Origin of the sequence: Micromonospora sp. NPDC049240, assembly GCF_040647835.1 — a bacterium.
GTDB lineage: Bacteria > Actinomycetota > Actinomycetes > Mycobacteriales > Micromonosporaceae > Micromonospora.
On sequence record NZ_JBEZCX010000001.1, the window covers coordinates 245,179 to 267,294 of the forward strand.

The following is a 22,116-nucleotide window of genomic DNA, read 5'->3' on the forward strand; positions in this document are numbered from 1 at the left end:
TCAGCGCCGGCTGTCACGTACGCGGTGCCACCGCGCCAGCAGACCGCCCTCGGCGGCCACTTCCTCGCCGGTCATCGCGTATCCGATGTGGTCCCGCCAGGCGCCGTCGATGTGCATGTACCGCACGTGGTAGGCCTCCTCGCGGAAGCCGAGCTTCTCCACCACCCGCCGGGACGGGACGTTCTCCGGCCGGATGTTCACCTCGATCCGGTGCAGGCCACCGGGGCCGAACGCGTGGTCCACGGCGAGCGCGACAGCGGTCGGGATCACACCTCGCCCGGCCACCCGCGAGTCCACCCAGTAGCCCACGTACCCGGAGCAGAACGCCCGCCGCACGATGCTGCCCACGTTGAGGTGGCCGACCAGCCGCTCCTGCCCGTCCTCGCGCAGGCAGACCGCGAACGGCATGCCGTCCCCGGTCCGCGCCGACCTCCGCTGGTCGGCATGGACCAGACGGAACGCGGCCGGCGAGTTCGTCGCGTCCCAGCCGCCCGGCACGTGCGACTCCCACGGGGCCAGCCACTCCCGGTTCGCGCGCCGGATCGCCGACCAGGTCGCCGCGTCGGAACGCCGGTACGGCCGCAGCACCACCGGACCGTCCACCAGCACCGCCGGCCACCCCGGCGCCCGCCGGAACCTCACCGGCGCCGGTCCAGCAGCAGCACGTCCACGGTGGAGCCGGCGGCGGCGGTGGTGACCCGCTCGCCGAGCACCAGCAGGCCGTTCGCCTCGGCCAGGCCGGAGAGCGTGTACGGCCCACCGGCCAGCGGCTGCACGGTGTAGCCGCCACCGCGCCGCTCGGCCACGTGCGCGGGGCGGAACTCGCGCAGCCCGCCCGGCGACGAGACGGTCTCCAGCAGGTGCGCGCGCACGCTGGGCCGGAACACCGGCTCGGCGCCGGCCAGCAGTTGGATGGCCGGGCGGGCCAGCACCTCGAAACCGATCAGCGCCGCGCCGGGCTCACCGGGAAGACACACCACCGGCACCTCCTCGGCGCCGACCGTACCGAACCCGAGCGCCGTGCCGGGATAGAGGGCCACCTCTGTGAAGGCCACCGGCCCGGCCCGGCCGCCGTCGCGGCGGGACAGGATGCGGCGGACCATGTCGCCCGGCCCGGTGCCGGTGCCGCCGGTGGTGATGATCAGGTCGGCCCGCAGCGTCTGGTCCTCCAGCAGGCCGCGCAGCGCCTCCGGGTCGTCGTCGCAGATCCCGACCCGGTACGCGAGCCCGCCCGCCTCGGCCGCCGCCGCGGTCAACGCGTGCGAGTTGGTGTCCACCACCTGACCGGGCTGGCTGCCCCGTCCCACGTCGACGAGTTCGTCGCCGGTGGCCACGATGACCACCCGGGGGCTGGGGCGCACCACCACGTGCCCGATGCCGGTGGCGGCGAACACCGCGACCAGGGCCGGTGAGACGTACGCGCCGGCGCGGGCGAGCAGCGTGCCGGCGACGAGTTCCTCACCGGCGCGGCGCAGGCCGTACCCGCGTTTGGGCGCGCGGAAGATCTCCACGGCGGCCATGCCCTGGTCGGTCCACTCCACCGGCACCACCACGTCGGCGCCCACCGGCAGCGGCGCGCCGGCCGCCACCGAGAAGCAGGCGCCGGGGGTGAGCCGGACCGGCCGCCAGCTCGCCGCGCCCAGGTCACCGACCACGTTGAGCCGGATGCTGCGCCCGCCGCGGATACCGGAGGGGGCCGGGACGTAGCCCGGCCCCCGGCTCCCTCCGGAGATGTCCTCCCAGCGCGCGGCGTACCCGTCCACCGCCGCCTGGTCGAAGGCGGGGAACGAGTGCGGGGCGACCACGTCCTCGGCGAGCACGTTGCCGTACGCCTGGGTCAGGTCGAGGTCGAGCGGAGGCAGCGCGCGTAACCTGCGCAGCACGCTGCCCAGGTAGTCGGCGAGCGGCGTCAACTCGTTCGCGGCCGCCTCGGCGTCGGCCGTCGCGGTCATGTATCGGCACCGCCGGACGCGTTGCGCAGCCCGCCCAGGACCGCGTCGGTGACGGTCTCGTCGCCGTTGTTGACGAACTCCGCGAGCCACTTGCGGAACTCGGTGCCGATGTCCTCCCGCTCGGCGGCGATCTGCACCACGGTCTGGAGGTAGCCGAGCGGCATGCCGGTGTCGTAGCGGGTGCCCCGGTAGACGATGGCGTGCACCGGCACCCCCTCGGTGCGCAGCAGCTCCATCGCGTCGGTGAGCTGGATCTCGCCGCCGCTGCCCGGCTTCGTACGCCGGATCGCGTCGAAGATCCGCCCCGGCAGCACGTACCGGCCGAGGACGGCCAGGTTGCTGGGCGCGTCCTCCGGGCTGGGCTTCTCCACCATGCCGGTGACCCTGACGACCTCGGCGATGTCGGCGTACTCCGATTCGGCCGGCTCGACCGAGGCGATGCCGTAGCGGCTGGTCTCGGCCGGGTCGACCTCGAAGAACGCGAGCACCACGCCGCCGGTGCGGGCCTGGAGTTCCAGCATGGCCGGCAGCAACGGCTCGGAGGGCTTGACGAACTCGTCGCCGAGCAGCACCGCGAAGGCGTCGTCGCCGACGTGCGACTCGGCGAACCCGACGGCGTGGCCCAGGCCGAGCTGCTCCGGCTGGCGGACCGTGTAGACGGCGGCCAGTTCCTCGGTGCGCTTGACGGCAGCCAGCAGCTCCGGCTTCTTGGCGAGCCGCTCCTCCAGGTCGGGTCGCCGGTCGAAGTGGTCGACCATCGAGGTCTTGCCCCGCCCGGTGATCAGCAGCACGTCGGTGATGCCGGCCTGGGTGGCCTCCTCGACGATGTACTGGAGAACCGGCCGGTCGACGACCGGCAACAGCTCCTTCGGGACCGCCTTGGTGGCCGGCAGGAACCGGGTGGCCAGGCCGGCGGCCGGGATGACGGCCTTGACCGCACGGGAGCGACCGGGGGTCGCTGAGGGGTTCGCTGAGTGCTCCGACATGCCGCGAGACTATCGGCCACGGCTCTGCCGCGGCGGGTGAGGACCGGAAGACGCGCCGCCCTGCGCGGCGCCCGCCGGGTCCGCCGCGCCGGCCCGGGGCAGCCCGTCGGGCGGGCTGACGGTGGCGGCCACCACCGGAATCTCCTGGGTGAGAGCCGGATCTCCGACGGCTACGGGGGCCATCCGGTAGCCGTCCCGCCCGGCCGCCTTGGCCGCGTACAGCGCGTCGTCGGCCGCGTCGAGCACCTGCTGTCCGCCGGCGGCGTGGTCCGGGTAGACGGCGATGCCGATGGAGACCGTCACCGGCACCCGCAACGGCTCGTCGCCGTGACCGTCGACCGACACCGGCTGGTCCCGCACCACCGCCCCGAGCCGCTCGGCGACGATCGTGGCACCCCGGGCGTCGGTCTCCGGCAGCAGCACCACGAACTCCTCGCCGCCGTGCCGGAACGCCAGGTCCACCTCGCGGATCACGCCGCGTACCCGGCGGGCGAACTCGACCAGCACGGCGTCCCCGGCGGCGTGCCCCCAGGTGTCGTTGACGTGCTTGAAGCGGTCCAGGTCGAGCGCGAGCACGCTGAGCATCCGGCCGAACCGGTTCGCCCGTTCCACCTCCCGCCGGATCGACTCACGCAGGTAGCGGTAGTTCCACAGCCCGGTCAGCGGATCGGTGAGCGAGAGCCGCTGCGCCTCCTCGTGCACCCGGACGTTCTCCACCGCCACCGCCGCGTGGCCGGCGAAGGTGCGCAGCGTGGCCAGGTCGTCGTCGTCGAACTCGTGGCCACCGAGCCGGTCGTAGAGGGCCAGCACGCCGAGCGCGGCGCTGGGCGGCGCGGCCGGGTCGCCGTCCACCGGCGGGTGCCCGGGACGCTCCGGGCCGCGCGGGTCGGGGGCGGCGAACGGCACCGCCACGTACGTCTCGCAGGTCGGCTCCCCGGTCGGCGGGTCCGGCGCGGTCCAGCGGCCCCGCACCGGCTCGCCGGTGGCGGCCACCGCGCCGACCACGCCGGTGCCGACCGGCACCCGCAGCGTCGCCGGGTCCGCCGGGTCGTCGGTCGGCCAGCGCCCGGCCAGCCCTTCGACGCACTGGCCGACCAGCACGCCGTGGCCGTCGAGCAGCAGCACCGCGCCGGCCCGCGCGCCGGTCCCGGCGATCGCGCTGTCCAGGATCACCCGCAGGATGCGTTGCAGGTCGTGCGTGCTGGCCAGCGTGTCGCCGAGCACGACGAGGTGGTTGCGGAGCTGGTCCCGGCTGCTGGTCAGCGCCGCCACGTAGCTGCCGGTCTCGCGCATCATCCGGTTGAACGCGGCGGCCAGCCGCCCGATCTCGTCGCGGCTGCGGACCGGCACCCGCGCGGTCAGGTCGCCGTGCGCCACCCGGTCCACCGCGCCGGCCAGCTCGACCAGGGGCCGGGTCGTCACCCGGGCCAGTCGCCAGGCGGCCAGCACGGCCAGCAGCGCGGCCAACGCCACCGCCGCGGCCAGCGCGCCGAACAGGACGGGTGGACGCCGGGCCGGCACCGAGAGCACCAACGGCAGCGGCTGCTCCGGGGACGGCCCGACCCGACGCACGTACCGCCCGTCGCCGGTCCCGGCCACCCGGTCCCCGACCGCCTGGCCGGCGGCGGCCAGCACCGCTGCGCGTACCCCCGGATCCTCGGTCGTGTGGGTGATCCGCCCGGGGCCGTCGAGGAGGGTGACGTCGACGCCGGTCACGGCCGCGAGCCGCGCCACGAAGGCCGGGTCGACGGGCTGCGCGGCGGCGACCGCGCCCAGGTCGGCGCCGGTCGGGTCGCGGAGCCGGACCTGGACGGCGAGCGCCCCCACCCGGCCGGTAGGCGCGCCGGCGCAGTCCTGCCAGGGACCGGCCGGCCCACCGGCGGTGGCGTAGGTGGTCCGGCCGGCGGCGTCGGCGATCACGACGGCGGTGGCCAGCCCTCGGCCGACCACCTGGTCGGCGGCGCGCGACCGGGCGACCGGGTCGGCCACCAGCGCGACCGCGTCGGCCGCCGCGCGCAGTTGCTGGCAGAGCGCGTCGACCGAGGTACGCACACCGGCCGCGGCCAGGCCCAGCCGCTCGGTGGCGCGGCTGCGGTCGACCGCGCTGAGGGTGGCGCCGACGAAGAACGCGCCGAGCAGGACGGGGCCGAGGACCACCACGAGGAAGGCCACCGTCAACCGCCCGCGTAGCGTCAAAAGCCTTCCCCCCGGAAGTTCCGCGCCCCTTGGTGCGATGCTGACACAGAGCGACCGGTAGGCAAGCGTTGCGTCAGGAGTGTTGCGTGCCGGATTTTTCGGATGAGGTGCACGAGGCGAAGCGGGAACTGCGCGTCGCGCTGCTCGCCGCCCGCCGGTCGCTGTCCGCGCCGCGTCGCGCCGAGGCGGCGGCGTCCGTCCAGGCCGAGCTGACCGCCCTGGTACGCCGGCTGCGCCCGGCCCGGATGACCGCGTACGTGCCGGTCGCCTCCGAGCCCGGCGGGGACGATCTGCCGGAGGTGCTGCGGGCCGCGCTGCCGCCCGGGGCGGAGCTGCTGCTGCCGGTGCTCCGGGACGACCTGGACCTGGACTGGGCCGCCTACACCGGGCGGGAGTCACTGCGCGCCGCCGGCCGAGGGCTGCGTGAGCCGACCGGGCCACCGTGGGGCCGGACCGCCGTGGCCGGCGCGGACCTGGTGGTGGTGCCCGCGTTGGCGGTGGACCGCCGGGGCGTCCGGCTGGGCCGGGGCGGCGGCTCGTACGACCGCGCGCTGGCCCGGGTGCCCGCCACCGTGCCGACGGTGGCGCTGCTGCACGACGGCGAGCTGGTCACGGCCGTGCCCGCCGATCCGCACGACCGGCCGGTGCACTGCGTGATCACACCCGGGGACGGGCTGGTGGCGGTGCCGGGTGTGGGACCGGGCGCTTCCGCTGGACGAATCCGGGTGCGATGACGCACCATTGGCACTCGAAGACCACGAGTGCCAGACCGGCCCTGCCAGAGATCCGGAGGAGAACGTGCCCACGTACCAGTACGCCTGCACCGCGTGCGGCCACCAGCTCGAGGCGGTGCAGTCCTTCTCGGACGAGCCGCTGACCGAGTGCCCGGCGTGTGAGGGGCGGCTGCGCAAGCTCTTCAACTCGGTCGGCATCGTGTTCAAGGGCTCCGGCTTCTACCGGACGGATTCCCGTTCGTCCGGTTCCGACAGCGCGTCGAGCCCCGCGAGCAAGCCGGGGAAGTCCGACTCGTCCTCGTCCGACTCGTCCTCGTCCGACTCGTCCTCGTCCGGTTCGTCGTCGTCGGGCTCGTCCTCTGGGTCGGGCTCCGGCTCGTCCGGCTCCGGGTCGGGCTCTTCCGGGTCGGGCTCGTCCGGCTCGGGCTCCGGCTCGTCGGCCAGCAAGGCGCCGGCGGCCTCCAGCTCCTCCTGATCACGCGCTGACCCGAAGTGGCCGTCCTCGCCCGGGGGCGGCCACTTCCGTGCCCGCCGTCGCCGGTTGTCCACAGGGCGACCGGGTTGTCCACAGGCGCGGGCGACGGGGCGACGGGGCGGTACCGGGCGCGCCTAGCCTGCTGACGGAACGGTCGGCCGGCGGGCGGGAGGCAGCGGTGACGGGTCGGGAGACGACGTTACGGCCGGTGCGTTGGCGCGGGCTGCCCCGACGCCGCACGCTGGTGCGGGTGACGCTGGTCGCGGTGCTGCTGGGGCTGGCCGCAGCAGTGCTCCGGACGCCGGCCGGCTGTCCGCCCGGGCCACCGCCGTCCGGCTCACCGCCGTCCGGGTCGGCTCCGTCCGGATCGGCTCCGTCCGGATCGGCTCCGTCCGGATCGTCCGCGGGCACCGGCGTCACGGCGTCCGCCGACGCACCGTCCGCCGGCCCTCAGCCGCTGCCCGACGGGTCGGTGGGCGTGCCGATCCGGCTGGCCGAACCGGCCGCGCTCGCGGTGCTGCGTCCGGGCGCCCGGGTCGACCTGCTGGTGGTGCCCGCCGGCGGCTCTCCGGACCCCATGCTGCTCGCCCCGCGCGCGCTGGTGCTCGACGTGGTGGGGGCCGGCGGGGCGGTCGACGGCTCGTCCGCGCTCTACCTGGCTCTGCCGCCCGAGCAGGCCCGGCGCGCGGTCGGGCTGCCCGAGGGCAGCCGCTTCGCCGTGGTGGTCCGCAACTGACCACCGCCGCCCGGACCAGCCCGTGTCGCCCGGCGGGAGATCGGCCGGTGCCGGTCCGGCGTGGTCAGCCCCAGTGCGGAGGACGCTCAGCGAGCAGCCAGTCGTCATCGCCGCCGGGCCGCTCGCCCCAACCGTGGTCGGTGTCGTCGGTGGTCTGCTCGGGCAGCACCACGAGATCGTCGCTGAGGTCGACCACGCGGTCGTCGTCGCCGCGCGGGACACGGATGCCGGGTTCGGTCACGAGCAGCAACGATACCGCCGCCGGGCGGGCCGTCACGCCCCTCGGTCACCCCGCTCGCAAATTCACGGAAAGAGGGGTCATTACGCGCCCGATAGCCACGCTTTCCGTGAATCAGCGGGCTGGACGGGGCGTGTGGGGTGTGGCGTGGGTAGGTCGGGCTTCGCCGCGTCGGGCGGCCGGTCGGCCGTGGCGTTGGTAGCGTCGGTCGGCGTGACGACGCCGAGTGGTGGCAGCACCGACGACGAGACCTGGCGACGCCCCGAGCAGCCGGCCGCCCCGGACGGGACACCGCCCGACGACCAGCCCGCTGACCATCCGCCAGCCGGGGTGAGCCCCGAAACGCCCTCGGAGACAGATCCCACCGTCGACGCCGACCCGGCCGATGCCGATCGCCCCGGGAGAACGGACGCGGACCTTCCACCCGGCACCGATGCCACCGGTCGCCCGACAACCCGCACCGACGACGGGCCGGACACTGGATCGACGGAACAGCCCACGACCGCGGGCGGCACGGCAACCTGGTCTGCCACCGGGACGGACCCGATCGAGCACTCCACCACCGGGACGGACCCGATCGGGCGCTCCACCACCGAGCCCGGCAGGGCCGAGCCACGCACCGGACCGCATACCGCCGAACCGCACACCTCCGGGACGCACGGGAGCGGACCGCACACCGCCGGGACGCACGGGAGCGGACCGCACACCGCCGGGACGCACGGGACCGGGCCCCCAGCCGGTGGGGCCGGCGTGGTCGAGGAGGCCGCCAGCCCGTGGTCGCGTGCGGGTGCGGCGGAGAGTCCCTGGGCCAGGCCGGACCCGGCCGCACCGACCGGCGGCTGGACCGCGACCGGCGGCGAGTGGCCCGGCCCGCCCGGGACCGCAGTCGATCCGGCAACCGGCGGGTATACGGGCGGGCCGGCAACCGGCGGGTATGCGGGCGGACCGCCCAACGCCGGCGGGCCGGCAGCGGCCGGGTACGCCGGGCCGCCGCCGAGCACGCCGCCGCCCCCCGGCTGGCGACCGCCGGTGCACGTGCGGACGCCACCGCCCCGGCAGCTCCCACCGCAGGACATGGCCGCCATGGACCGCTCGGAACAGCGTGCCCAACAGCTCACCTACGGCATCGGCGCGGTCGTCGGCGTGGTGCTGGTGCTGCTGATGTGCCTGCTCTGCTCGCGGTTGTTGTTCTAGCGTCGGTGCGAGGTCGCGCACCGCTGAAGCGCCGGCCGCCGTGTTCCGGCGTGTCGGGGCCGGCGACACTGAAGTGCCTCACAATAGATAGCTCCCTCGCCGGAAGTCACGCACGGTAACTGGCGGAGACATGCAGCTCGTAGCCATCAGACGATGCCGTCCCACACCATCTTGGCGCCGCTGTCACCGGTCAGGTAGACGTAGACCAGCGCGAACACGGCGAGCACGGCGGCCACGGCAGTAAGCGCCAGCGGCAGCCAGCGGGGCAGGTTCCGGGTCCGGGCGAAGCCCGCGGTGGACAGCAGCAGCAGGAGCGCCGCCACGGCCAGGCCGAGCGTGAACCAGAGCAGCGTCTCGCCGTACTCGGCATGTTCGTGGATCTTCTGAAGGCCCTCGGGCGGGTAGCCCCGCGACCGCAGCGCCTCCTCCAACTCCTCGCCCGACTCGGTCGCCACCCAGGCCACGATCGGGGTGACCACGGCCAGCGCCGCCACCGCCCAGTCCAGTCGGGGCCGCCAGCGGGGCAGTACGCCGTACGCGACGGTGAGCACGGCCAGCAGCGGCACCAGCACCACCACCGCGTGGATGACCAGAACGTGGCCCGGCAGGCCGTTGATTTCCCTGAACACCGACACCTCCGGCGAGTGGACGGATTCGCGCGGTCAGCCTACGACGGGGCGCCGCCGCACACCTGCTCACACGCACCGGTCGCCGCGCCGGTTCACGCGGCGGCCGGCACCGGCGTGGCGGAACGCTCACTTGTCGGCCCGGCCGGCTCCGTGCTGTCATGAGCGCATGGCCACGGGTGAGGAACTGCTCCGGTCGCGAGGGCTGCGGGTCACCCGGCCGCGGCTGGCCGTGCTCGCCGTGCTCGCCGACGGCGGTCACCTGGAGGTCGACGAGATCACCCGGCGGGTCCGCGAACGGCTCGACTCGGTCTCCACCCAGGCGGTCTACGACGTGCTGGGCGCGCTCTCCCGCGCCGGCCTGTCCCGGCGGATCGAACCGGCCGGCAGTCCCGCCCGCTACGAGGCGCGCGTGGGCGACAACCACCACCACGTGGTGTGCCGTGGCTGCGGCGTGATCGCCGATGTCGACTGCGCGGTCGGCAGCGCCCCCTGCCTGGACCCGAACGAGGCACACGGCTTCCAGCTCGACGAGGCGGAAGTGACGTTCTGGGGTCTCTGCCCGGCCTGCCAGTCCCGTCGTTCCGCCGACGACTGAGCCGGCCCGACCGGGCCGGTCCGGCCGGCGTGGCACTCTTGATCGGTGGACACCGACGACCTCGGCCTGTTCGGTCCGGGATCGGTCACGTGGAAGGTGCACGAGGAACCGATCCTGATCGTCGCCGGCCTACGCTCGCTCTACCTGCAGGCGTTGCACCCACGCGCGATGGCGGGCGTCGCGCAGAACAGCAACTACCGCGCCGACGCGTGGGGCCGGCTGGTCCGGACCTCGACCTACGTGGCGACGACGATCTACGGCACCACCGCCGAGGCGGAGGCGGCCGGCCGGCGGCTGCGGATGCTGCACGCCCGGATGCGCGCCACCGACCCGGTCACCGGCGAGGAGTTCCGCGTCGACGAGCCGGACCTGCTGCGGTGGGTGCACGTCACCGAGGTCGAGTCGTTCGTGAGCACCGCCCGCCGGGCCGGGCTCGCGCTGACCGACGACGAGGTGGACGGCTACTACACCGAGCAGCGCCGGGCCGCGGCCCTGGTCGGCCTGGACCCGGCCGGGGTGCCGGGCACCGCCGCCGAGATCGAGGCCTACTACCGGGACGTACGCCCGGAGCTGCGGATGACCCGCGAGGCGGCCGAGACCGCGTTGTTCCTGACCGCCCCGCCGATCCCCTGGAAGCTCAACCTGCCGGCGCGGCTCGGCCTCAGTCTCGGCCCGCCGCGCTGGGCGTACCTCGGGGTGGCCGGCACCGCGCTGGGTCTGTTGCCGCCCTGGGCGCTTCGGCTCTACGGCGGGCTGGGCCTGCCCACCACCGCGCTGTCGGCGGAGGTGGGGGTGCGGGCGTTGCGGCTGGCGCTGGCGGCGGTGCCGCGGCGCTATCGGGAGGGGCCGTTGCAGCAGGCCGCCAAGGAACGCGCCGCCCGCCTCGCGGCGGCCTGAGCCGGCGGCTGCGGCGGCCGGCAGCGGCGACAGCGCGGGTGCCGATGAGGGCTGCGGCAGCGGGCGCCGGTTTCAGCCGGCGTCAGCGGTGGGCTGCGCGGGACGGTCGACGGCGGACCACGGCTCCTTGCCGGGGACCTGCGCACCGGTGGGGCAGGTGCGCCGGTAGTCGCACCAGCCGCAGCGCGGCCCCGCCTCGGTGGGGAACGCCTCGTCGGGGTCGGCCCCGTCGGCCACCGCACGCTCGGCGGCCATGATGTCGCGGGCGGTGTCCTCCGCGCGGGTGAGCTGCCGGTGCAGTGACTCCGGCGTGTGCTCGTGCGCGGCGACCGTGCCGGTGGGCAGGTGGTGCAGCTCGACCCGGCGGCACGGCCGCCGGAACACCCGCTCGGCCGCGTACGCGTAGAGCGCGAGCGCCTGCGAGCCGCGCGCGTCGTCGGCGTCGAGCCCGGTGCGGCCGGTCTTGTAGTCGACGATGACCAGCTCGGGCCGCCCGTCGGGGCCGGGGCGGGAGTCGATCCGGTCGGTGCGGCCGTTGAAGGCGAGCACCGCTGTCTTCACCGCCACCACCCGCTCCACCCCGACCGGCTCGTCGGCCGGGTCGAGGCCCGCCACGTAGGACTCCAACCAGGTCAGCGCACGCCGGAACGCGTCGCGCTCCTGCTCGTCGTCGCGGTACCCCTCACGCACCCAGGTGCCCTTGAGCAGCGTGCCGAGCACCTCGGGGCGGCGGCGGTCGAGGGCCAACGCATACCAGTTCTTGAGCGCGGTGTGGACGCTGGCGCCGAGCGAGTTGTGCGCCCACGGCGGCCCCTTCGGCGGGGCGGGCCGGTCCACGTACGCGTAGCGGTAGCGCCGGGGGCAGTCGGCGTAGGCGCCGAGCTTGCTGGGGGTGCAGACGAAGAGCCGTTCCGGCATGCCGTCGAAGCCGAGCTGCTCGGCCTGCTCGGCGCGGGGCCGGGGCGCCCGGCCACCGGTGGGTCGGCTGCTCGACGCGGGGCGGCCGGTCGATGGGGGTCGTCGCACGCCTGCGATCCTGCCACCCGGGTCCGACACCGGACGACAGGCTCAGGCGTTGTTGACGTATTCGGTCACGAACGCGGCGATCGCGTCCGCGATGAGCTGCACCGCGATGGCGGCCAGCAGCAGGCCGGCGATCCGGGTGAGCACCTCGATGCCGCCCGGGCGGAGCACCTTGACGATCCCGCCGGAGAAGCGCAGCACCACCCAGACCGCGACCATCACCGCGACGATGGCCAGCGCGATGGCGACGTAGTCGGTGACGCCGCCGGCCTGCTGCACGAACAGCATGGTGGCCACGATCGCGCCCGGCCCGGCCAGCAGCGGGGTACCCAGCGGCACCAACGCGATGTTGGAGGTGACCTGCTGGCTCGGGTCGTCCGCCTTGCCGGTCAGCAGCTCCAACGCGACGAGCACCAGCAGCAGCCCACCGGCGGCCTGCAACGCGGGCAGGTCGACGTGCAGGTAGGCCAGGATCGTCTGCCCCGCCACCGCGAAGATCACGATGACCCCGAGCGCCAGCGCCACGGCCTGCCAGGCGGCCCGGTTCCGGTCGCGGGCGGGCAGCGGCCCGGTGAGCGCGAGGAAGATGGGCATCATTCCGGGCGGGTCGACGATCACCAGCAGGGTCACGAAGACCTCGCCGAAGAGCTTGAGATCCACGCGGACACGGTAGCCGTGCCGCCGGAACGCTTCAGCCTGAAGCGACCGGGGTCACCCCCCGGGCCAGCGCGACGATTCCCTCGTACGCCTCGGGGGCGGTGGTGTACGCGCCGAGCCGGACCGTCTTGTGCGTGCCGTGGAAGTCCGACGCGCCGGTGACCAGCAGCCCCAGCTCGGCGGCGAGCCGGCGGACGTGCTCCCGTTCGGCCGGGCTGTGGTCCTCGTGGTCGGCCTCCAGGCCGGCCAGTCCGGCCGCCGCCAACGCCGCGATCAGCTCGTCGGGCACGATCCGGCCGCGCCGGCTGGCCCTCGGGTGGGCGAAGACGGGCACCCCGCCGGCGGCCCGGACCAGCGCGACCGCCCGGAACACGTCGATGTCGTCCTTGGGCAACCGGTACCGCTCCCCCAGCCAGTCCCTGCCGAACGCCTCGGTGGTGGTGGCGACCAGGCCGGCCCGGATCAGCGCCTGTGCGATGTGCGGCCGACCGACCGTTCCGCCGGCCGCCCCGGCCAGGATCTCCGACCAGCTCACCGGGATGCCGTCGGCCTGGAGCAGCCGGACGATCCGCTCGCCGCGTTCCTCGCGGGCCCGCCGGACCCGGGCCAGTTCGGCGGCCAGCTCCGGTTCGGCCGGGTCGAAGAGGTACGCGAGCAGGTGCAGCGGGAGCGCCGGCTCGGTGCCGGACCAGCGGCAGGAGAGTTCCGCGCCGCGGACCAGGGTGAGACCGGGCGGCAGGGCGGCGACGGCCGCCGCCCAGCCGGCCGTGGTGTCGTGGTCGGTCAGGGCCACCACGTCGAGCCCGGCGTCGGCGGCGGCCCGGACCAGTTCGGCCGGGCCGAGCGTGCCGTCGCTGGCGGTGGAGTGGGTGTGCAGGTCGATGCGGGCGGGAACGCTCACCGGCCCGACGCTACGCCCCGTCGGGCAGCGCGGGGGTGTCGGCCACCACCACCGGCCGTTGCCCGGGCGCCATCCCGTCGATCGTGGACGGGGTCGGGCGTTCGCCGGCCAGCACCCGTTCCGGCCGGACCCGGACCAGCCCGCCGGCGGCGTCCACGTGCAACGCGACACCGGCCCGGGTCCAGGCCACCAGGCCGACCAGCTTCGGGCCGGCCGGATGGGTCGCCGGCGCGGCGGCCGGGTCGGCCAGGTCGATCAGCAGGGCGGTACGCCCGGTGCCGTTCACCAGCAGCCACCGCCCGTCCGGCGAGACGGCGCCGAGCCCGTCGGCGGCCAGCTCGGCGACGCAGCCGGTCCGGGTCGGGGTGAGACCGCGCGCCGGGTCGAGCAGTGCCACGCAGGGCCGCCGCGTCGGCCCGGTGGTGACCAGGGCGACGAGCCGGCCGTCCGGACGGGTGCCGTAGACGACGCGGACGTTCGGGTTCACGGTGCCCGGCGCGCCGCCCATCGCCCGCCGCCAGACGCTCATGCCACCCTGGCCGGGCTGGGCGATCAGCACGTTGTCGCCGGTGAAGCCGACCGGCACGACGCCGGTCGGCGCGCTCACCCGGGTGGGTGCGATGAGCTGGCCGGCGACCACGCTGGCGGCGACCACGTCCGGGCCGTCCCGCCAGGCCACCTGCCGGCCGTCCGCGGAGACCGCGACCGCGTCCGCGGCGGCGAGCATCACCTGCGGCGTGCCCCCGTCGGCCGACACCCACCAGAGGGTACGGCCGGCAGCGGTGGCGGCCGAGGTGAGCAGCCAGCCCTCCCCGTCGTGGATCCGCTGCGCCCGTTCGACGCCGTCCACGCCGGTCAGCTCCCGGCGCTGGCCGCCGCTGGTGTCGAGCTGGTCACCGACGAGCAGGTCGAGTTCGGCGCGGACCGGCCCCGGCCGGTACACCGGCGTCGGCTCGCTGGGCAGCGGGGAGAGGGAGAGCCCGGGCGGGTCGCCGAGCACCACGGTCGGCGTACCGCCGCGCCCGTCCGGCCCGCTGAGCTGCGCCATGCCGGTGGTGACCAGCACCGTCGCGACGCCGGCCAGGGCGAGGCCGGTGAGCGTCCGGCGGCGTCCGGTGCGGCGGGCCCGGCGCAGCACCTCCCCCGCCGGGTCGGCGCGGCGCGGCGCGGGCGTGTCGACCCGGCGGGAGAACGTCTCCCGCAGCGCCCGTTCCAGCTCGGCCTCCCCCACGGGGAGTGGACGCTCCGGGCTGCTGGTTCGGTTGTCACCGGAGGGCCGGACGCCGCTCATCGGGTCTTCGCCGGGATCGGGGCGGCGGGCCGGACCGGGGCCGGCGCGGTCGCCGCCGGCGGCGTGGTCGGGGCGGGCGGCGGGACGGCGGGCTGCCGCGTGGACCCGGCCGGAAGTCGCGGCGTCGACGTCTCGACGGATGACGGCGTGGACCCGGCCGGACGGCGGGCGGGTCGGGGGGCGGCCGGCGGCCGGGCCGACCCGGCCGGGAGGCGGGATGTCGGCGGCACGACGGGCTGCCGGGCCGCCGGCGCGCGCCCGACCCGCGGACCGGCCGGGGCCGGCAGGACGCGGGGTGGGGTGGCGGCCGGGCCGGGTGCGGGGGCCGGCTCGCCCGGCAGGCCCAGGGCTGCCTCCGAGCCGAGGCGGCGGCGTAGCGTGTTCAACGCCCGGGAGGTCTGACTCTTGACCGTGCCCGGGGAGATCTCCAGCAGGGCGGCCGTCTGCGCCTCCGACATGTCCTCGTAGAATCGGAGCACCAGCACGGCCCGCTGGCGGGCGGGCAACGCCTGGAGGTGCCGCCAGAGCGCGTCCCGGTCGAGCTGGTGTTCGATCTCGTCGACGCCGGCTCGCTCGGGCAGCACCTCCGTCGGCCGTTCCCCGTGCCAGCGGCGACGCCACCAACTGGTCGACGTGTTGACCAGGACCCGGCGGGCGTACGGCTCGATGGCGTCGATCCCGCCGAGCCGCTTCCAGGCCAGGTAGGTCTTGGTCAGCGCGGTCTGGAGCAGGTCCTCGGCGGTCGCCCAGTCACCGGCCAGCAGATAGGCGGTACGCAGCAGGGCGCCGGACCGGGCCGCGACGAACTCGCGGAACTCCTCCTCCAGCGGATCCCTGCTCGCCACGCCCACCTCCGCGCCCCCGTCCTGCCTGGCAGGCTCCCACGACCGAGCGGGTCGGGTCGACGGCGAAAGGTGCGCAGTCCTTGAGATGTTCGGACGAAAAGTTTCAGGCGCCGTCGTCGGCCTTGGCCTCGTCGGCCTCCTTGCCCAACCGCGCCTCGACGGCCTGCGGCTCGTACATCTCCTCCACCACGCGCAGGTAGAGCTCGTTCGGGTTGGGCAGATTCTTGACCTCGCGGAGCGCCTGCTCCTGACCCGCCGACTCCAGCACGAACGTGCCGTAGTTGAGGGCCCGGCCGGTCGGGGTCTGTTCGTACTTCATGTCGGTGACCCGGACCAGCGGCATCATCGCGACCCGGCGGGTGATGATGCCGTTGACCACCATCACCCGCTTGTTGGTCAGGATGAAGCGGTCGTACCACCAGTCGGCGACCCGCCAGGCGACCCAGCCCATCACCGCGAACCAGAGCAGCACCGCGATGGTGGTCAGCGCGCCGACGTCCCGCCCGGCGAGGAAGCCGGAGAGGTAGCCGAGCACGAACGTGGCCGCGATGCCGACGATGATCGGTGTGCTGAGGTGGATCCAGTGCCGCTTCCACTCGCCCCGGTAGCGCTCGGTGGGGAAGAGGTAGCGCGCGACCAGCGAGCTGGGCTCGTCCTCCAGGGGCAGCACCCGGCGCGGGGCCATGCCGGAGGCGTCGACCCGGAGACCGGCCAACTCCTCCTCGGAGATCGGCTGCTCCGGATAGCCCTCCGGGTCACGCGCCCAGGCGCGACCGGAGCGACCCTCACCGGCGAAACCCGGTCCGTCGCCGAACGCGGCGTCGCCCGAGAGGGAGGGGCCGGCCCCGTAGCCGGGACCGGCGCCGTAGCCGGGACCGTCGTCCGGGTCGATCCGGGGGATCGGCTCGGTGTCGCGCTCCCGGCGTGCCCGGTCGGGATCGTCCGGGTCGAAGGGTGGACCGGAAGGGCTTCCCATGGCCGGCTAGGCGACCAGGTTGGTGAAGAAATCACCGAAGCCCTGCGCGATGTCCATGATGCCGCCACCGAGAGACTTGAACACGTCGGCCGCCGAGTTGGGTCGGTAGGCGACGAAGAAGATCAAGAATGCGATGCCGGCCCAGGTGAGGACCTTCTTGACCATAGCGGGCCATCCTCTCGCGCGGAGCCGGGTCCAAGTACCGCAGCGGCACCCAGAGTATCAGCATGGTGTCTTACCGTGAATATCTGCGTCCGTTCCCCGACTCGCCGGTGCCGGCCGGTCAGGCCTGCCCGTGCAGGTACGGGGACGGTGCGCCGTACACGAGCTCGGGCGGTGTCCACTCGGTGAGGTCGCACAGGACGACTTCTTCCGCGAGGAGGTGACCCGCGCTCGCCGGCCAGGCTATCGCATGGAGCCACATTCCCCGAGCCTCTCCGGCGTACGCGCTTCGATCCGTTTCGGACCGGACGAGCCACAGTGGAGTCGGATGGCCGGCCACCCGGATCTTCGCGTGCGGCACACGCTCCGGGTGACCAGGGCCGGGATCGGTCAGCGCCTCCTCGACCTGGGGTCCGGGATCGGGGCCGGGCAGTCCCGCGAAGCGGGAACCCAGGCCCACACCGGGCTCCTCGGCGACGAAGATGAGGTCGGCCGGTCCACCGTCGAGCGGCGCCGGGCCGGCGCAGGCGACCACCGTGGCCCGGATGCCGGCCCGTTCGTCGCCCGCCCAGGCCACGCCGGTCAGCGTCCAACCCGGTGGGAGCGGCCACGGACACCAGAGCGGCACGCCGGGCCGGTCGGGCGTGTCGCCGTCGGCGGCCACCCGCTCGACCACGCTCGCCATGATCTCGGAGCCGATGTGCTCCGGCACGTGCAGGGGCGGGACCGGGCCGCACCGCAGGCACCGGTACTCGCCGTGCATCAGGTCCGGCTCGCGTACCGGGCCCGCACATCTCGGACAACTCACCGCGACAGTCACGCCTTCACCGTCCCGCCGAGGCGGCGGGCCGTCAAGCGGGGCGGGCCGACGAACGTGGGATTTTCGCCCGGCGACACACCCGCGATCCGTCAGCCGGGCGGCGGCGGGCCGGCGTACGACCGGACCCAGGAGTGCATGGCGATGCCGCTGGCCACCCCCGCGTTGATCGAGCGGGTGGAGCCGTACTGGGCGATCGAGAACAACGCGTCGCAGGCCGTCCGGGCCACCGGTGACAGCCCCGGCCCCTCCTGGCCGAAGAGCAGCACGCAGCGGCGGGGCAGGACGGCGGTCTCCAGCGGCCGGGAGCCGGGCAGGTTGTCGATGCCGACCACCGGCAGCCGCTCCCCGGCCGCCCACGCGACGAACCCCTCGATCGTCGGGTGGTGCCGGACGTGCTGGTAGCGGTCGGTCACCATGGCGCCCCGGCGGTTCCACCGCCGGTGCCCGACGATGTGCACCTCGGCGGCGAGGAACGCGTTGGCGTTGCGGACCACGGTGCCGATGTTGAAGTCGTGCTGCCAGTTCTCGATCGCCACGTGGAAGTCGTGCCGCCGCCGGTCCAGGTCGGCCACCACGGCCTCGCGCCGCCAGTAGCGGTAGCGGTCCACCACGTTGCGCCGGTCGCCGGCGGCGAGCAGCTCCGGGTCGAGTCGCGGGTCGTCCGGCGGGTCACCGGTCCACGGCCCCACCCCCACGTCGAGCTGGTCGTCGGTCACGGTTGCCGAGCGTACGCACCCGGCGGCGCGCGCCGTCAGCGCAGGTCGAGCGCGCCGGCCAACCGGTCCAGGAAACGCCGGTCGGCCGGGCTGGGCGCCGTCCCGCCGGCCCGGCACACCCGGGCGGCCACCGACTCCACCCACTGCCGGTACGCGGCGGAGTCGGCCGGGTCGGCCCGGCGGCGCAGCACGCGCACCGCGGCCCGGGCGGCGGCGAGCAGGTCGACCAGGTCGGTGAGGCGCTCGGCCCGGACGGCGGCCCCGTCGTGACGCGCGTAGATGGCGGTGACCACCGCGCGGATCAGATCACTGTCGAAGGCGCGGCCGGCGGCCACCGCGTCCAGGCCGGCCAGCCCGGCGGCGATCCCCCGTGGCGGGCGGCCGGGGCCGGGCGAGGCGGCGGCAACGAGGACCCGGCCGGGCAGGTCGGTCAACAGGTCCCATTCCGCCGCGGAGTAGGCGGCGGTGGTGAGCGGTGCGGCGCGGCGACCGGCAGAGGGCGGCTCTCCGGCGACGGAGTGGCTCATGGGGACCTCCAGCCAGAGCATATGCCCCGGAGGCCGGTCCGGGTCCCGTCCCCGGGGAACGGGACCGGGACCCGGTCGGCGGGGTGCCCGACTCAGCGCGGCTCGGGGAAGCTCGGGCGCTCCGGGTCGACGCCCTCCGGCACGGCGGCGGCCGCGTACTCCTGCTTCGGAACCATGACCTTGCGGCGGAAGACGCAGACCAGCGTGCCGTCCTGGTTGTAGCCGCGGGTCTCCACCGCGACCACGCCGCGGTCGGGCTTCGAGGCCGACTCGCGCTTGTCCAGCACCGTGGTCTCGCCGTAGATGGTGTCGCCGTGGAACGTCGGGGCGACGTGTCGCAGGGACTCGATCTCCAGGTTGGCGATCGCCTTGCCGCTCACGTCCGGCACGGACATGCCCAGCAGCAGCGAGTAGATGTAGTTGCCGACCACCACGTTGCGCTTGAACTGGGAGGCGGACTCGGCGTAGTGCGCGTCCAGGTGGAGCGGGTGGTGGTTCATGGTGAGCAGGCAGAAGAGGTGGTCGTCGTACTCGGTGACGGTCTTGCCCGGCCAGTGCCGGTAGACCGCGCCGACCTCGAACTCCTCGTAGTAGCGGCCGAACTGCATCCTGGTCCCTTCGACGGGCGGCGATGGAGTTCGGCACAGCATGCCTTACCGCTGGTTAAGGCAAGGGCCGGGGCGCTCGCGCGGTGGAAATGTCACACCGGGCGCCACCCGGGGGGAGACGCAATGAGCGGCGGGGCCCTCCCCGGCACCCGCCGCCCACGCTCTGATGTGAAAGATTCTGCCGTACGGGGCCAGGGTTCGACAGAGACCGGCGTCACATTTATCTTTTCGTAACAATACTGAGAGTTACTGGTCGCCTCCCCCTAAGCGATCTCCGCAGGCCGGATCACCGCTTGTCAGCACGCAAATTACCGATTCGTAGCGGCAACACAGCGTGATCTCCTTGGAAACGCTCCCATCACGTCCCGTCACGCAAATGCGTCCTGCACTTGCGATCCGCACGATCTTGCGAACAGATAAGGTTCGATGTGTTGGAGGACACGTCCGGAGCGGCCGGCGTTTCGTCGCGCAGGTCACGGGAATTCTCACGGACCGACCCTGGTTCCACCGGACGTACGGCAATCCGCGGTGATCGGAGAGAGCACATGGCAACGGTTGAGCTGACCACGGCCAACTTCGACGAGGTGACCAGCCGGGACGGCATCGTCCTGCTCGACTTCTGGGCGGACTGGTGCACTCCGTGCAAGCGCTTCGCGCCTGTCTACGAGCGCTCCTCGGAGAAGCACCCGGAGATCGTCTTCGGCAAGGTCGACACCGAGGCGCAGCAGGAGCTGGGGGCCAAGTTCAACATCAGCTCCATCCCGACCGTGATGGCGATCCGCGACGGCGTCATCGTGTTCGCCCAGCCGGGCGCGCTGCCCGAGTCGGCGCTGGAGAACCTCATCGAGCAGGTCGAGCAGCTGGACATGGACGACGTCCGCAAGAAGCTGGCCGAGCACAAGCACTGAGCACGGCGCGTCTTCCGCCGCCGGCCGGGCCCGTTCGCGGGACCGGCCGGCGGCGTTTCGCGTACCGGGGTGACCGGCGGGACGGGCAGTGGGAAATGGCCGACTGAGGGACAGTTCCGGACGGTTCACTCCCGTATCGTCACGGCCTGATGGAGACCTTGACCGCGCGCGGGCGTGCCGTCCGGCTCGGCGCCACCCTGCTCGGGATGGCGCTGCTCCTGCTCGGCACCGTGCACGGCACGGACGACGACTTCCCGTTCGGGCCGTTCCGGATGTATTCCACCTCCGACCCGCCGGACGCGCCGGCCCCCGACACCCGGGTCGAGGGTGTCGACGAGAGCGGCGCCGTGGTCCCGCTCGGCCAGGACGCCACCGGCATCCGCCGCGCCGAGATCGAGGGCCAGCAGGACCGGTACGCCGCCGATCCCAGCCTGCTGCGCACCGTCGCCGAGGCGTACGCGGAACGCCATCCCGGCGCACCGGCGCTGGTGGAGGTGCGCATCGTGGTCCGCCTGCACGACATCCGGGGCGGACGCCCGACCGGCGAGTGGACCGATCGCACGGCCGTACGCTGGGACACCGCCGGATGACCGGCTGGCTCACCGAGGCGGTGCCGCGCGGCCGGATCGCCGCGTTCCGCACGCTCGTCTACCTCTTCGTCGCCGCCGACCTGGTCGTCTTCACCCCCTGGGTCCGCACCCGCGTCGACGTGCCCGGTGACCTCTACCAGCCGCTGCTCGTCGGCCGGCTGCTCCCGCTGCCCACGCCCACCCCCGCCCTGGTCGGCGTGGTCTTCTGGGTGCTGCTGGTGGCCGCGCTGCTGGCCGCGACCGGCCGCGCGCCGCGGCTGCTCGGCTGGACGGTCTTCGCGCTCTACTTCGAGTGGATGATCGTGGCGATGAGCTACGGCAAGGTCGACCACGACCGGTTCGGGCTCCTGGTGGCGCTGGCCGCGCTGCCCACCGCCGGCCGGGCCCGGCACGGCGACCCGACCCGCACCGAGGCGGGCGGCTGGGCGCTGCGGGTCACCCAGATCGCGGTCATCTGCACCTACTTCCTGGCCGCCTGGGCGAAGTTCCGCTTCGGCGGCCTCGACTGGGCCACCGGCTCGGTGCTGGCCCGGGCGATCATCCGCCGCGGCACCGACTTCGCCGACCTGATCGCGCAGGTGCCGCACCTGCTGATCGTGGCCCAGTTCGGCATCCTGGCGTTCGAGCTGCTCAGCCCGCTGGTGTTCGTGCTGCCCGCGCGGTGGCGGACGGCCATGGTGGGCTTCTTCTACTCGTTCCACCTGGTGACCGTCGCGACCATCACCATCTCGTTCGCGCCGCACCTGGTGGCGATGACCGCGTTCCTGCCGCTGGAGAAGGTCCGCCCGGTGGCGGTCGCCCGCCGCCTGCGCCGCCGCCCCACCCCACCCCCGCCGTCCTCCCCACCCGCCACGGTGATCAAGGAGTTCGCGTCTCCGCAGAGATCGACGCCGACCCAAACTCCTTGATCACGCCGCAGTGGGGCCGGGGTTGGGGCCGGGTGGGAGTGGGCGGTCAGGGGGTGGGGTCGGGGCGGCCGGTCGGGCCGTAGAGGCGCTCGCGGGCCTCCTGGGGCAGGGCGCACGCGGCGGTGCCGCCGGGCAGCCGGTGCCGGTTGCGGGCCACCCAGCGGTACGCGGGCCAGGCCGCGACGCGTACCGGCGGCAGCCGCAGCCCACCCCCGGCGACGCGCCAGAGCGGCCCGCTGTCGCCGAGCAGCCGCGCGATGGCGTCCGGCCCGGCGGCCCGGGAGCCGTCGGCGCCCACCCACTGCACCGCCTCCTCGCACTCGGCCTCGGTCAGGCCCAGTGCCGCCAGGTCGGCGAACTGCCACGGGACCACCCGGGCCCCGGTGGGGATACGACGTTCGATGAACTGCGCGCAGCGGGTGCAGAACGCGCAGTCGCCGTCGTACACGAAGGTCGACGTCTCCATGCGTCCATCCTGCACCCGTGCCGGCCGCGACGGCGCGCGGTGTCCGGCGCGTCACTTGCGCTTGGTTCGTACACGTGTTCGAATGA

General features: G+C 74.4%; 27 protein-coding genes and 1 pseudogene. 9 read left to right on the forward strand and 19 right to left on the reverse strand.

Features of this window, described 5'->3' with window-relative positions:
- The 4 genes from AB0B02_RS01150 to AB0B02_RS01165 are packed head-to-tail and all read right to left on the reverse strand — an operon-like array spanning position 1 to position 5,134.
- The gene (locus AB0B02_RS01150) at positions 1 to 642 is read right to left on the reverse strand and encodes a GNAT family protein (RefSeq protein ID WP_357292727.1); all 642 of its coding nucleotides are present in this window, start codon (positions 640 to 642) and stop codon (positions 1 to 3) included.
- The gene (gene glp, locus AB0B02_RS01155; protein WP_107157119.1) at positions 639 to 1,952 is read right to left on the reverse strand and encodes a gephyrin-like molybdotransferase Glp; all 1,314 of its coding nucleotides are present in this window, start codon (positions 1,950 to 1,952) and stop codon (positions 639 to 641) included. Before glp ends, AB0B02_RS01150 begins: the two co-directional genes overlap by 4 nt.
- Positions 1,949 to 2,938, reverse strand: a complete 990-nt coding sequence (locus AB0B02_RS01160) for a UTP--glucose-1-phosphate uridylyltransferase (protein ID WP_357292739.1) — start codon at positions 2,936 to 2,938, stop codon at positions 1,949 to 1,951. The genes glp and AB0B02_RS01160 overlap by 4 nt, the downstream gene beginning before the upstream one ends.
- Positions 2,939 to 2,947: 9 nt before the next feature.
- Complete coding sequence (locus AB0B02_RS01165; protein WP_357292749.1) at positions 2,948 to 5,134, reverse strand: diguanylate cyclase; 2,187 nt, start codon at positions 5,132 to 5,134, stop codon at positions 2,948 to 2,950.
- An 86-nt stretch (positions 5,135 to 5,220) separates the two neighbouring features.
- Here AB0B02_RS01165 and AB0B02_RS01170 point away from each other — a divergent pair, with 86 nt between their 5' ends.
- Together AB0B02_RS01170 and AB0B02_RS01175 are read left to right on the forward strand one after the other, a co-directional pair.
- Positions 5,221 to 5,868 (forward strand): 5-formyltetrahydrofolate cyclo-ligase, encoded by a 648-nt coding sequence (locus AB0B02_RS01170; RefSeq protein WP_281943068.1) that lies wholly within the window; start codon positions 5,221 to 5,223, stop codon positions 5,866 to 5,868.
- A gap of 64 nt (positions 5,869 to 5,932) precedes the next feature.
- Positions 5,933 to 6,073 (forward strand): annotated as a pseudogene (locus tag AB0B02_RS01175) (FmdB family zinc ribbon protein); the annotation flags it as partial.
- A 14-nt stretch (positions 6,074 to 6,087) separates the two neighbouring features.
- Here AB0B02_RS01175 and AB0B02_RS01180 read toward each other — a convergent pair.
- A complete protein-coding gene (locus AB0B02_RS01180; protein ID WP_357295864.1) occupies positions 6,088 to 6,417 on the reverse strand; it encodes a hypothetical protein in 330 nt (109 codons plus the stop codon).
- Positions 6,418 to 6,521: 104 nt separating this feature from the next.
- Between AB0B02_RS01180 and AB0B02_RS01185 the strand changes: the two genes are divergently transcribed.
- Entirely contained in the window at positions 6,522 to 7,079 is a 558-nt protein-coding gene (locus tag AB0B02_RS01185) for a flagellar biosynthesis protein FlgA (RefSeq protein WP_357292762.1), read from the forward strand.
- 64 nt (positions 7,080 to 7,143) lie between these two features.
- On the opposite strand, the gene AB0B02_RS01190 is transcribed toward AB0B02_RS01185, so the two are convergent.
- The gene (locus AB0B02_RS01190; RefSeq protein WP_281943797.1) at positions 7,144 to 7,326 is read right to left on the reverse strand and encodes a hypothetical protein; all 183 of its coding nucleotides are present in this window, start codon (positions 7,324 to 7,326) and stop codon (positions 7,144 to 7,146) included.
- Positions 7,327 to 8,346: 1,020 nt separating this feature from the next.
- Between AB0B02_RS01190 and AB0B02_RS01195 the strand changes: the two genes are divergently transcribed.
- Positions 8,347 to 8,511: a hypothetical protein gene (locus AB0B02_RS01195; protein WP_357292766.1), complete on the forward strand. Its 165-nt coding sequence runs from the start codon at positions 8,347 to 8,349 to the stop codon at positions 8,509 to 8,511.
- A 146-nt stretch (positions 8,512 to 8,657) separates the two neighbouring features.
- Here the strand turns inward: AB0B02_RS01195 and AB0B02_RS01200 are convergent, their stop codons facing one another.
- Positions 8,658 to 9,140, reverse strand: coding sequence for a DUF2231 domain-containing protein (locus tag AB0B02_RS01200; protein WP_281943074.1), 483 nt, complete (start codon positions 9,138 to 9,140; stop codon positions 8,658 to 8,660).
- 166 nt (positions 9,141 to 9,306) lie between these two features.
- Between AB0B02_RS01200 and AB0B02_RS01205 the strand changes: the two genes are divergently transcribed.
- Positions 9,307 to 9,735, forward strand: a complete 429-nt coding sequence (locus AB0B02_RS01205; RefSeq protein WP_281943076.1) for a Fur family transcriptional regulator — start codon at positions 9,307 to 9,309, stop codon at positions 9,733 to 9,735.
- Between the two features lie 45 nt (positions 9,736 to 9,780).
- Complete coding sequence (locus AB0B02_RS01210; RefSeq protein ID WP_357292781.1) at positions 9,781 to 10,632, forward strand: oxygenase MpaB family protein; 852 nt, start codon at positions 9,781 to 9,783, stop codon at positions 10,630 to 10,632.
- Positions 10,633 to 10,704: 72 nt separating this feature from the next.
- Here AB0B02_RS01210 and AB0B02_RS01215 read toward each other — a convergent pair whose 3' ends face one another.
- From AB0B02_RS01215 to AB0B02_RS01265, 11 genes are all read right to left on the reverse strand, one after another.
- Positions 10,705 to 11,550 carry a PD-(D/E)XK nuclease family protein gene (locus tag AB0B02_RS01215; protein ID WP_281943798.1) on the reverse strand — a complete coding sequence of 282 codons (846 nt, stop codon included), beginning with the start codon at positions 11,548 to 11,550 and terminating at the stop codon, positions 10,705 to 10,707.
- 150 nt (positions 11,551 to 11,700) lie between these two features.
- A complete protein-coding gene (locus tag AB0B02_RS01220) occupies positions 11,701 to 12,315 on the reverse strand; it encodes a MarC family protein (RefSeq protein WP_281943080.1) in 615 nt (204 codons plus the stop codon).
- 31 nt (positions 12,316 to 12,346) lie between these two features.
- Positions 12,347 to 13,213: a PHP domain-containing protein gene (locus tag AB0B02_RS01225; protein ID WP_357292790.1), complete on the reverse strand. Its 867-nt coding sequence runs from the start codon at positions 13,211 to 13,213 to the stop codon at positions 12,347 to 12,349.
- Positions 13,214 to 13,223: 10 nt separating this feature from the next.
- On the reverse strand, positions 13,224 to 14,444 hold the full coding sequence (locus AB0B02_RS01230) for a hypothetical protein (RefSeq protein ID WP_357292793.1): 1,221 nt from the start codon (positions 14,442 to 14,444) through the stop codon (positions 13,224 to 13,226).
- A 56-nt stretch (positions 14,445 to 14,500) separates the two neighbouring features.
- A complete protein-coding gene (locus tag AB0B02_RS01235; RefSeq protein ID WP_357292800.1) occupies positions 14,501 to 15,349 on the reverse strand; it encodes a SigE family RNA polymerase sigma factor in 849 nt (282 codons plus the stop codon).
- A 103-nt stretch (positions 15,350 to 15,452) separates the two neighbouring features.
- Complete coding sequence (locus tag AB0B02_RS01240) at positions 15,453 to 16,325, reverse strand: PH domain-containing protein (protein ID WP_281943086.1); 873 nt, start codon at positions 16,323 to 16,325, stop codon at positions 15,453 to 15,455.
- A 6-nt stretch (positions 16,326 to 16,331) separates the two neighbouring features.
- Positions 16,332 to 16,490, reverse strand: a complete 159-nt coding sequence (locus AB0B02_RS01245) for a hypothetical protein (protein ID WP_013283898.1) — start codon at positions 16,488 to 16,490, stop codon at positions 16,332 to 16,334.
- Positions 16,491 to 16,608: 118 nt separating this feature from the next.
- Positions 16,609 to 17,307, reverse strand: coding sequence for a DUF6758 family protein (locus AB0B02_RS01250; protein WP_308447852.1), 699 nt, complete (start codon positions 17,305 to 17,307; stop codon positions 16,609 to 16,611).
- A gap of 89 nt (positions 17,308 to 17,396) precedes the next feature.
- Positions 17,397 to 18,023 (reverse strand): RNA methyltransferase, encoded by a 627-nt coding sequence (locus AB0B02_RS01255; RefSeq protein WP_281943089.1) that lies wholly within the window; start codon positions 18,021 to 18,023, stop codon positions 17,397 to 17,399.
- Between the two features lie 35 nt (positions 18,024 to 18,058).
- Entirely contained in the window at positions 18,059 to 18,550 is a 492-nt protein-coding gene (locus tag AB0B02_RS01260) for a hypothetical protein (RefSeq protein ID WP_281943092.1), read from the reverse strand.
- Between the two features lie 92 nt (positions 18,551 to 18,642).
- Positions 18,643 to 19,158, reverse strand: a complete 516-nt coding sequence (locus AB0B02_RS01265; protein ID WP_357292824.1) for a MaoC family dehydratase — start codon at positions 19,156 to 19,158, stop codon at positions 18,643 to 18,645.
- Between the two features lie 545 nt (positions 19,159 to 19,703).
- Here AB0B02_RS01265 and trxA point away from each other — a divergent pair.
- The 3 genes from trxA (at position 19,704) to AB0B02_RS01280 (ending at position 21,564) form a co-directional block, all read left to right on the forward strand.
- Positions 19,704 to 20,066 carry a thioredoxin gene (gene trxA, locus AB0B02_RS01270; RefSeq protein WP_281943096.1) on the forward strand — a complete coding sequence of 121 codons (363 nt, stop codon included), beginning with the start codon at positions 19,704 to 19,706 and terminating at the stop codon, positions 20,064 to 20,066.
- 149 nt (positions 20,067 to 20,215) lie between these two features.
- Positions 20,216 to 20,656, forward strand: coding sequence for a hypothetical protein (locus tag AB0B02_RS01275; RefSeq protein WP_281943098.1), 441 nt, complete (start codon positions 20,216 to 20,218; stop codon positions 20,654 to 20,656).
- Positions 20,653 to 21,564: an MFS transporter permease gene (locus tag AB0B02_RS01280; RefSeq protein WP_357292843.1), complete on the forward strand. Its 912-nt coding sequence runs from the start codon at positions 20,653 to 20,655 to the stop codon at positions 21,562 to 21,564. Before AB0B02_RS01275 ends, AB0B02_RS01280 begins: the two co-directional genes overlap by 4 nt.
- Before the next feature lie 46 nt (positions 21,565 to 21,610).
- Here the strand turns inward: AB0B02_RS01280 and AB0B02_RS01285 are convergent, their stop codons facing one another.
- Entirely contained in the window at positions 21,611 to 22,030 is a 420-nt protein-coding gene (locus AB0B02_RS01285; RefSeq protein ID WP_357292847.1) for a DUF393 domain-containing protein, read from the reverse strand.
- Positions 22,031 to 22,116: the final 86 nt, after the last annotated feature.